Annotated in this window: 9 protein-coding genes; all 9 read left to right on the top strand. The window is 40.8% G+C overall.

Annotation, left to right across the window (positions count from 1 at the left end; genetic code table 11):
• Positions 1-226: 226 nt before the first annotated feature.
• Positions 227-1,180, top strand: coding sequence for a radical SAM protein (locus WC955_11840; protein MFA5859742.1), 954 nt, complete (start codon positions 227-229; stop codon positions 1,178-1,180).
• Positions 1,181-2,308, top strand: a complete 1,128-nt coding sequence (locus WC955_11835; GenBank protein MFA5859741.1) for a glycosyltransferase family 4 protein — start codon at positions 1,181-1,183, stop codon at positions 2,306-2,308.
• 43 nt (positions 2,309-2,351) lie between these two features.
• Positions 2,352-4,052 carry a carbohydrate-binding domain-containing protein gene (locus tag WC955_11830; GenBank protein ID MFA5859740.1) on the top strand — a complete coding sequence of 567 codons (1,701 nt, stop codon included), beginning with the start codon at positions 2,352-2,354 and terminating at the stop codon, positions 4,050-4,052.
• Between the two features lie 4 nt (positions 4,053-4,056).
• A complete protein-coding gene (locus WC955_11825; protein ID MFA5859739.1) occupies positions 4,057-5,268 on the top strand; it encodes an O-antigen ligase family protein in 1,212 nt (403 codons plus the stop codon).
• Positions 5,265-6,416, top strand: coding sequence for a glycosyltransferase family 4 protein (locus tag WC955_11820; protein ID MFA5859738.1), 1,152 nt, complete (start codon positions 5,265-5,267; stop codon positions 6,414-6,416). The genes WC955_11825 and WC955_11820 overlap by 4 nt, the downstream gene beginning before the upstream one ends.
• Positions 6,417-6,422: 6 nt before the next feature.
• Positions 6,423-7,862, top strand: coding sequence for an oligosaccharide flippase family protein (locus WC955_11815; protein MFA5859737.1), 1,440 nt, complete (start codon positions 6,423-6,425; stop codon positions 7,860-7,862).
• 4 nt (positions 7,863-7,866) lie between these two features.
• Positions 7,867-8,988, top strand: a complete 1,122-nt coding sequence (locus WC955_11810) for a glycosyltransferase family 4 protein (GenBank protein ID MFA5859736.1) — start codon at positions 7,867-7,869, stop codon at positions 8,986-8,988.
• Complete coding sequence (locus WC955_11805) at positions 8,985-10,109, top strand: glycosyltransferase family 1 protein (GenBank protein MFA5859735.1); 1,125 nt, start codon at positions 8,985-8,987, stop codon at positions 10,107-10,109. Before WC955_11810 ends, WC955_11805 begins: the two co-directional genes overlap by 4 nt.
• On the top strand, positions 10,106-10,516 hold a 411-nt coding region (locus WC955_11800; protein MFA5859734.1), incomplete at its 3' end, for a glycosyltransferase. The genes WC955_11805 and WC955_11800, both read left to right, overlap by 4 nt.

Genomic DNA, 10,516 nt, shown 5'->3' with positions numbered 1-10,516 from the left:
GGTTATGAAAACTGTATTGATGGATAGCAGTAAACTAATGGAATACGGAATAAATGCGAGGAATATGGTGGAAGAAAAATTTGATTCAAAAAAGTTTATCAGTAGATTAAAAGATATTTATGCCTCTGTGTGAAATAGTACACTTTGACAAAAGAAGGGGGAATGTCATATTATTCCTATTTTGGTGTCACTGATTGTTTGTTAAAGAAAGAGATAGTAAAAACAAATGGTTAAACTTGAAGGATTGATTGCAGTAACGTATCGTTGTAATGCTAAGTGTTACATGTGTAACACCTGGAATTATCCGTCTAAGGTTGAGGATGAAATTCAGCCGTCACACCTGGAGTCACTGCCTGAGATGAAGTTCACCAATATTACCGGTGGTGAACCGTTTGTACGTCAGGATTTGGAAGATATAATAAAGGTTGTACAACCGAAAACTAAGCGTATCGTTATTAGTACTAACGGATATTTTACGGAACGGATTATCAAACTGGCGGAGAAGTATCCCTGGCTGGGGATACGTATCAGTATTGAAGGGTTGCCGAAAACTAATGACGAGCTACGCGGGATACGTGACGGTTTTGATCATGGAGTACGGACATTGATTGAACTTCAGCGGATGGGGCTTAAGGATATTGGGTTTGGTATTACTGTGTCAGATAAAAACGCTAAGGATTTGATACCGTTATACCATCTTGCGTGTGCGTTGGATATGGAATTTGCAACGGCGATTGTGCATAATAATTATTATTTTCATAAGATGGACAATGTTATCGAAGATAAGGGCTTAGTTGCCGGGGAGTTCAAAAAACTTATCCATGAGTTATTCAAGAGTAAAAAACCAAAGAGTTGGTTCCGCGCGTATTTTAACCACGGGATAGTGAACTATGTGTACGGTAACAAACGGTTATTGCCGTGTGAGATGGGAAGCGATGTTTTTTTTGTTGATCCATTTGGTGAAATACGGCCGTGTAATGCTATGGAAGAAAGTATGGGGAGCCTTAAGAAACAAAAGTTTGATGAGATTTGGCAGAGTGCTGCTGCGGTAAGTGTGCGCGCAAAAGTTCGGAAATGCGAAAAAAATTGTTGGATGGTAGGCAGTGCGGCACCGGCAATGAAAAAAAATGTTTTAATTCCTATAAAATGGATACTTGCAAATAAGTGGGCTTCTAAGTAGATGAAAATTGCGTTTATAGGGCAAAAAGGTATCCCGTCGTTATGGGGCGGGATTGAGGCGCATGTAGAAGAACTTGCTGTGCGGATGGTGAGTCTCGGGCATAGTGTTGATGTTTATACCCGTGCGTGGTATGTGAAAGATAAACACGATAACTATAAAGGTGTTAAGTTAGTTCATATCAATAGTGTAAACTCAAAAAATTTTGATGCTGCTACGTATGCAGTACAGGCAGCGGTAGCGGCATCATTCCAAAAGTATGATATCATACATTTTCATGCGTTAGGGCCCGCGTTTTTTTGTTGGATACCAAAAATGTTTGGGAAAAATATTGTTGTCACTGTTCATAGGTTGGATTGGCAGGCGGATAAATGGGGTATGCTTGCGCGTGCGTTTCTTCAAATGTCGGAATTCCCGGCAGTAATGTTTCCTGACCGGACGATTGTGGTATCAAAAACTATGAAAAAGTATTTTGAGGAAAAGTATGGGAAGATCGTTAATTATATACCTAATGGCGTGACACTGCCTGTGATATCATCCTCCGCGGGTGGATTGGAAAAGTATGGGGTTAAACATAAAAAGTATTTATTATGGATGGGGCGTATGACACCCGAAAAAAGGGTTGAGTGGGTGATCAAGGCATACAAGAAAAACCGTGGGTTGATGAAGGATAAAGGGTTAAAACTTGTCCTTGCCGGCGGGTCAAGTGCAACAGATGAGTATGTGAAAAGTTTACATGCACTTGCTGGGGATGATCCTGATATAGTATTCACCGGATATGTTACAGGTGAACTTAAGAATGAAGTGTTTAGCGGTGCTAAAATCTTTGTTATGCCGTCTAAACTTGAAGGATTGCCGATAGCGTTATTGGAAGCTATGAGTTACCAATTACCGTGTTTGGTGAGCGATATTGAACCGCATAAGGAGGTTATTACCGAAGATAGGTACGGTATGCTGCATAATATGAATGATTTTGATAATCTTGCAGAAAAAATGGGTGCTATATGCTCCTATGAAGATTCTGTCCTTAATGGCATGGGTAGCGCAGCAAGAGAAAAAGTTAAGTGTGAATACAATTGGGAAGCCGTGGTTGAGGATACTTTAAATACTTATCATCAGGTTGTAAAATAATATTTTTGACTTCATTTCTTATTATATATACCATTAATAGTTGATGGAAAAAAAGTTGTTTGCGGTATTTTCTTTTATTTATATATTTATTTGGCAGTACCTGTACAAACCGGTATTTGTTGATGCTACAGTTATACTGTTTATTGGTGTGACAATTTTTGTTTTATATAAACTGGTTCCCAAACCTGATAGCCTATCAATCCGTCCTTCGGCATTTCTGCTGGCTGTTTTGTTTACTACTTTAAAACTTGATGGATGGGTTGAGATTGCGGTACTTATTTTTTTATTGGCTGTACTCGCAGCGCTTATTCCCGGGATAAAAGCCAGGGAAGTGTTTAACTTGTTCGACTTATCTCTTTTAGTGTCAGTTGTCGCTATGGTAGGGTTTAGTTTGATCTTTGCTTTTTTGCTTAAAGAAAAAATATTGAACTGGGCAGGGTTGATTTTGCCTCTAGCAAGTTTTAGCGTTATATACTTCATTGTTTTACTGCTTAACATTAGGTTTGGATTAACTGAAGGCGGGTGGAAGTGTAGTGAGTGTGTAGTTGTGCTGGTAATTGTTGCTGTGGTGGCTGTTCGTATTATGGCATCGTTTGTGTTTACTAATGTTGGATTGACAAAAGAAAAAAATGGTGATTACGAGGCTGCAATCAGAGCTTATAAAGCTGCAGTTGTGTTCAACAAAGTGGCAATCACGCCGATATTGGGTTTAGAACGGTTATATGGCAAAACGTATAGATTTGATGAATTGATTCCATTGCTTATAGAATACTGCAGTGTATCACCGAATGCGGATAATAGAGTCATCGACTTATTGGTGGAAATCTGCCTGGAGCATAAGAAGTATCCGGAACTGTTAAAAATTGTTCCATATATCACTCCATCCTCGCCGGTGGTTATCATCAAAGAAATGATTAGCCTGGATACCGGATTATTTAATCAAAATACTATTGTTCAGGCTGTGAATCGGGTAAAGAACGGTAAACCAAGAGATTCTGCTGATATAATTTCATATGCACGGGTTAGTTACAAACTTGGGCAGTGGGTAGAAGCAATTAGGTATTATAAATTAGCTGATACTGAAAGATTTGAAGTGGATGACTGGATGAGATACGGTACGGCATATATTGAACTCGGGGATTATCAACAAGCATGGGGTGTGTTACAGAAAGGTCATAGGTACGACAAAAAAGATTTGGGTATTCTATGGCAGCTGGGATGTATTGCCAGTGTATCCGGAAACGCGAAAGATATTGATGGGATTATACAAAACCTGATGAGTAAAAGAGATGGTATGACAACCTTAGCCAGGAGTAAGGAGCAGCTTACGAGTAATGGTTTGGTGGATGGATACTCTGAAAAAATGCGGAAATACAACAAAAACTGGCAGTTTTTGCCCGAAAGTTCTTCCATCCAATGGTTAGGGCAGGGGCCGTTGATGTATTCTACGGGTAAAACTTTTGTTGATATAACCTTCCCTGAAGATATTGAATGGTTCGCAGTTGAGCTGCGCGGTAGTCCGGTTAATGATGTATGGCCGTTAGTGGAGATATATGTGAACAATGACAAGTACGCACGGTTTTATGTTACGTCTTCGGTTGGGAAGTATTATTTTGTTAACCAGCATTTCCCGAAAGGAAGGCATATTATCTCAATTAATTTCATTAATGACTACTATATTCCTGAGACTAAGGAGGACCGTAATGTGTTCCCTTACAGTATATTGTTAGGTTGGAAAGATTGAAATTATGAAACTAATTAGTGTACTGAATATTTTGTGTTTGCTAATCCTTGCGATGGTTCCGTTTGCGCTTAAACGCCGGATTGCAGGGATGTGGGTTACTACGAATGATGTATTAATCCTGTGCACATTTGCGGTATGGGTATTTTATAGGTTGCGTTATACAACAATCCGTGAGTTGGTATGCTCTATCAAAGAAAATATGGTTACAGCGCCGATAGTGTTGTTTATAGCGAGTTTATTTTTATCGGCAGTATCCGCAGGGAATGTTTCTCTGGTGATAAAGGAAACTGTGAAGTTTATTGAGATATTTGTCGTATATATACTCTTTCTTGATGTGTTATCCAATAAAAAAAATGGTTATACCACAGTATTCTGGGTGATAACTGCCGGTGCGTTATTCGCGGGGATTGCTGGGATTGCAAGTTATATTCTTACACCGGTAACTTTTGGGTTGCACCGTGCTGTGGGGACATATGACCAGCCGAATGCATTGGCGACCTATCTAAATATAACCATGCCGTTGACACTAGTATTTATGTGGGATAAAAAATGGATAGAAAAACTTGTAATTGCTGTATCGCTGGTAATACAGCTGGTAGCGATGGTATTGACATTATCCCGCGGAAGTTGGTTAGCTTTGGGGGTAGCGTTGTTCTTCGTTGGGTTGATAAAATATACGTGGAGGACTGTTGTGATTGCCGGGTTGCTTATAATTTTAGGATTAACCTTTTCACCTGATATTGTGATGGACCGGGTAAAGTCGTCGTTTAATAAGTTTGATTCCTCAATCCAGGCGAGGTTGTTGTATATGAACACCGCGTTCGTTATGGCAGCGGATAATCCGTTGACCGGTGTAGGGTCAGGGAATTTTCAGTACGTTTCTACCCGGTATAATAACGGTGCGGAATTTCCTGAGATGGTGCATAACATTATGCTGCAAATCTTCGCGGAGCAAGGGATTCCCGGGTTGATAGCGTATATATGGATGTACCTTGCAGTGTTGTATTTCTGGATCAGTAAATACGAGTGGATGAATGAAAATGAGTTGCAGGTTATTTGGCTTGGGGTGTTGGGGTGTATCATATCTGTATTTGTGAGTATACAGTTCGGTGACCCGTTTGTTCATGGTATCAAGGAGTTGTATATTTTTACGTTTGCGTTGCCTTTTATCATATACGCTAATGCGTTAAACAGTGAGAAAGAAAATAGATTGTGAAAATAGCATATTTTGTTCCTGACTACACAAAACCAGGCGGGATTGAACGTTATGTCCGCCAGCTTGCACGCGGGCTTGCGGAGAGAGCGGATATACATGTTTTTACAGGTGTAGTACCTGAAGATGAACCGTCAAAAATTGTGTTTCATAAAGTGCCGATGATGAGAAAGCCGTTTTTTATGCAGTTATTCACGTTTAGTCATAATGTGACAAACATGATTCTCCGGAGTGAACCTGAGTTTGATATTCTTCATAACCAGGGAGCGAATGCAAGAATACAGGATGTGATCACTGCGCATAGTTGCCACGCAGCATGGGTGGCGCATTCCCGGGGGATTGGTATTAAGGAACAAGTTAAGAAAACGCTTAATCCTTTGCATCATGTGTTACTGGCAAATGAAAAATATAATTATTATCCTGGGAGGTATAAAAAAATCATTGCAGTTTCGCAAAATGTTAAGGATGAACTTGTTAGATATCATAATCTACCTTCTGACGATATCACTGCATTGATCCCCGGGGTGGATATTTCAGAGTTTTCACCCGATAAGTGTAGTTCCATAAGGAATGAATGCCGGAAACGGTTTGGGCTCACACCGGAGGATAAGGTTGTTTTGTTGGTAGCAAATGAGTTCCGCAGGAAAGGTGTGGGGGAAGCTATCACTGCGTTATCACTGATTGGAGATTCTGCGCTTAAACTTTATGTAGTAGGTGAGGGTGATAACGGGTATTATAAACTGTTGGCTCGGAGATGCGGAGTGGATAAACAAGTGCGGTTTGTCAATCAAACAAATCGTATTGTTGAGTACTACAGCAGTGCAGACATTTTTGTTTTACCTACAAAATATGAACCTACCGGCTTGGTTGTACTCGAAGCTATGGCCTGCGGATTGCCTGTGATTATCAGCCGTGTGGCGGGAACGTCGTTTCTTGTCAAGAATGAGAATGGTTTAGTATTGGAAGATGCGTATGATAGCCATGAACTTGCCGCAAAAATTAAAGCACTTGTTTATAATAACGCTGTTCGTGAGTCTGCTCGAAGGTTATCACGGGAAAAAGTTGTGAAGTATGAATGGCAGAATATTGTTGAGGATACCTACAAAATATATGTTGAGGCGTATGAAATGAAGAAACGGAATAGCAGGTAAATTTATATGCCGGTACCGCAGTTGGTTGCGTTGAATACTTTTACGCGGTGGGCCGGCGAGCTTATCGTAAAACTTGTATGGTTCGTATTTTTTATACTTATCGCGCGGTTTCTCGGGGATGAACGGTTTGGGTATTTTACGTATGCCCTTGCGTTATCAAGTTTTTTTGTTACCTTCACAGACCTCGGGACTAATACGTTCGCTGTAAAAATTATTAGCCAGTCCGCGGAGAAGGCTAATAGCGTTATTTCCGATATTTTGAGTATAAAATTTGTTTTGAGCTTACTTGTACTTGCAGTGTTTGCAGTGGTGGCATGGCTGAACGTTCAGACACGTGAATATTACCTGTTTATTTTACTGATCTGTCTTGCATTGACGATATCCGCGTTTCTGGATGTATACAATTCATACTACCGCGGAATTTCTAAGATGTATTATGAAACCGGGTTAATGATTGTGTGGCGGTTGCTTTTGGCAGTGATCGGGACTGTAGCTCTTTATGTTTTGAACGCCGGGATGTACGGATTGGCGGTAGCGCTGGTCGCTGGGGCGGTTATCGCGTGTATTTTTGCTGTGGTGTTTACTGCATCAAAGCTGGGGTTAAGATTGATTAAGCCGGAGTTCAGGAACTGGTACGGGATTATTGTTTCCGCGTTTCCACTGGGTGTAATTATGATACTTGGCGCTGCGTATTTTAAGCTTAACGTGGTCTTGCTTGGATGGTTAAGGCATGCGACGGAAGTGGGGTGGTACGGTGCGGCGTTCAGGTTTGTTGAAGGGTTGATGTTTATGCCGTCAGTATTTATGGCGGCGGTGTTGCCGTTTATTATAAAATATTTTGCGGGTGAACAGGAAAAGTATAGCCGCGCGTTTACTAAATCATTATTATTTATGTTATCGGTTGCACTGCCGATGGCGGTTGGGATGTTCTTATTGTCAAAACAGATAATTTTGGTTTTTTATGGCGTAAAGTTTGTTAATGCACATATTGCGCTGCAGATTATGGCGGGGATACTGTTTGTTTTTTTTATGAATGAACTGGCGTTGTATTATTTAATATCGGCTAATAATGAAAAGTTGGTAGTCAGAAATATGCTTATCTGCGCGGGGGTGTATCTACCGTCATGTTTTGTGATGATAAGTTTGTGGGGTTATCTTGGAGCGGCAGCTGCGTTGCTGGGTGCTCAAATTGTGTTATTAATTATGAACTACGTATTGTTATCGAAAAATGTGAAGATTACTATAGATAAAAAGCAAATAACAGGGATTTTGTGGGCAATACTAATCATGTTTTTTGTGGTACGTTTATTGCAATTGAGCGGTGTGCATGTATTGATCAATGTCGGTATTTCTTCCATAGCGTATTTTGGCATGATATACTTTTTCAAAGTTTTTGAGAATGAGGTTAAGATGTTGACAGAATTATTATGGAAAAAGTTGGTGTGATTATATGAAAGTATTAATCATCTCAAAAGCGTCTGTAGTAGCGGCGTATCATAAGAAGTATGAAGAAATGGTTAATGCCGGGGTTGAGCTTACTTTGGTGATACCAAAAAAATGGGGTGGAGCCGTCCCTGAATCACTAAATAATCCGTTGTTTAAGATAATACCCTTACCCGTGTATTTCAGCGGGTATAATCACCTGCATTTTTACTGTGGGTTGCGTAAAGTGTTGGAGGAAGTTAAACCGGATATCGTGCATATCGACGAGGAGTCGTATAGTTTTGTTACGTATCACGTTATGGGGATTAAAAAAGAATCTGTGAAGGCAGTATTTTTTAACTGGCAAAATATTTATAAAAGGTATCCGTTTCCGTTTTCGTATTTTGAGCAGACAGTGTTTTCTAAAGCCGATGCTGCGATTGTAGGGAATTCTGATGCTGGTGGTATTCTTGTGAAAAAAGGGTGGAACAAAAAAACGTTCCTCATTCCGCAGTTCGGGGTTGACCCAGGCGTGTTTTTTAAGCGTTCAGATACTGAGATTGCTAAGCTACGCGAGCTGCGCGGGATTGGCGGTAAGACTGTAAATATTGCGTTTATCGGGCGTGTGGTTGAGGAAAAAGGGGTTAAAGTGTTGATCTCAGCATTTGCTGAAATTAAAAATAAAGTGGATGCTAGAATCGTTATCATAGGTACTGGCGGGTGGATGAGTGAATTACAGAAAATTGTCACACAGTGTGGGCTTGGAGAACGGGTTAAGTTACTCGGTAGTGTTGGTTCCACACAGATGCCGGAGTGTCTTAACTGTATTGATATACTGGTATTACCGTCATTGACAAAAAGTAATTGGAAAGAACAGTTCGGCAGGGTGTTGATCGAGGCTATGTCGAGTGAAGTTGCGGTGGTGGGGTCGGATTCCGGTGAGATACCTAATGTTATAGGTGCTGCAGGTGTTGTTGTAAAAGAAAATGATAGGTATGCGTTAGCAGAAATTTTATTTAAACTCATTGATGATAAGGATATGCGCTTGAGGTTAGGTAAGCTCGGGCGTGAACGGGTTATTAGTAAGTACACCCAAAAAATTGTTGCGATGGAAACCTTGAAGGTTTATAACGAGGTGCTGAACGGATGATTATCGGTGTGAACGCGTCGTTGCTTGATACCGCACCCGCAGGGATCGGGACGTATATATACGAAATGTTCAACGAGATTGATGGTATTGATGACGGGAATACGTATATACTATACGGCGGGTATGAACTAAAAAAGTTTTTTGTGAATCCTAAACGGTTGGTGATAAAGGCTGAGTATGCGTTGCCAAGGAATAGTGTTACGCGTATTATCTGGGAACAAACTGTTTTGCCGGTACTGTTGAAAAGAGATAAGGTGGATGTCCTGTTTTGTACTGACTTCTCGGTACCGTATTTTTGGGCTGGTAAGCTGGTAGTTACCATCTATGATCTTAGTATGATGGTATACCCTGAAGTGTTCACCAAAGGTAGTTTATTGTATAAACGCTGGATGGTGCCGTATGCTGTGAAAAAAGCGGATAGGATTGTTACGATCTCGCAGTCAACGGTAAAGGATATTGTTAAGTTTTATTATATACAACCGGATAAAATGGTAGTGGCGTATCCCGGGGCGCGGAACTGCGGGAAGAGCGGGGATACTGATAAACACGCGGTACTTGCAAAATACGGTATTACCGGTGATATTGTTTTGGGAGTTTCAAGTATTGAACCAAGAAAAAATTTTGTTAGTTTACTAAAAGCATACGCTGCGCTTCCAGAGGAATTGAAGCTTAGGTATAAACTTTTGATAGCAGGGCAGGAAGGGTGGTTGTACAACGGGGTGTATGAAGAATGCAGGAAGTTGAATCTTGATAACTATGTTGTGTTTACCGGATATTTAGAAAAAGCTGAACTTTATAACCTGTACTCCGCAGCAAGTGTATTTGTTTATCCGTCATTGTATGAAGGGTTTGGGATGCCCGTCGCGGAAGCTATGGCTAATGGCTGTCCCGTTATTGCTTCTAACACGTCATCTCTGCCGGAAGTTGTTGGTGATGCGGGGATTATGGTTGACCCGCTGGATGTTCAGCAGTTGACAATAGCTATGAGTAACGTGTTAAATAATAGTGTGTTACGCAGTGAGATGGTGAGAAAAGGGTATAGACAGGCGGAGAAGTTTAACTGGCATTCCGCAGCGGTGAGGGTTGTGGATAGTATTAATAAAATGAAAGGGAATATATGAATAAAATTGTTGTCATTCTTCCTACTTACAACGAAAAGGGTAATGTTGAGCCTATGACAACGCAGATACTGCAGCAGAATGATGGGATTGATGTTCTTATAATCGATGATAATTCGCCTGACGGGACGGGTGAGATTGCAAAAAAGTTGAGTGAGTCAAATCCAAGGGTTAAATTTATCTCGCGGCCGGGGAAGCTCGGGCTGGGAAGTGCGTATTACAAAGGGTTTAGGTATGGGTATGATAACGGGTATGACTACATTTTTTCGATTGATTCAGATTTTTCGCATGACCCTAAGTACTTGCCGGAGATGATAGCTGCTATGGATAACGGTGCGGATTTAACAGTGGGTTCACGGTATGTTCCCGGCGGGGGGACAAAAAACTGGCCGTTGCATCGCAGGTTATTG

This window comes from Elusimicrobiota bacterium (assembly GCA_041658405.1).
GTDB lineage: Bacteria > Elusimicrobiota > UBA5214 > JBBAAG01 > JBBAAG01 > JBBAAG01.
The sequence above is the reverse complement of the archived record's forward strand: the minus strand, read 5'-3'. Positions and strand labels throughout refer to the sequence as shown.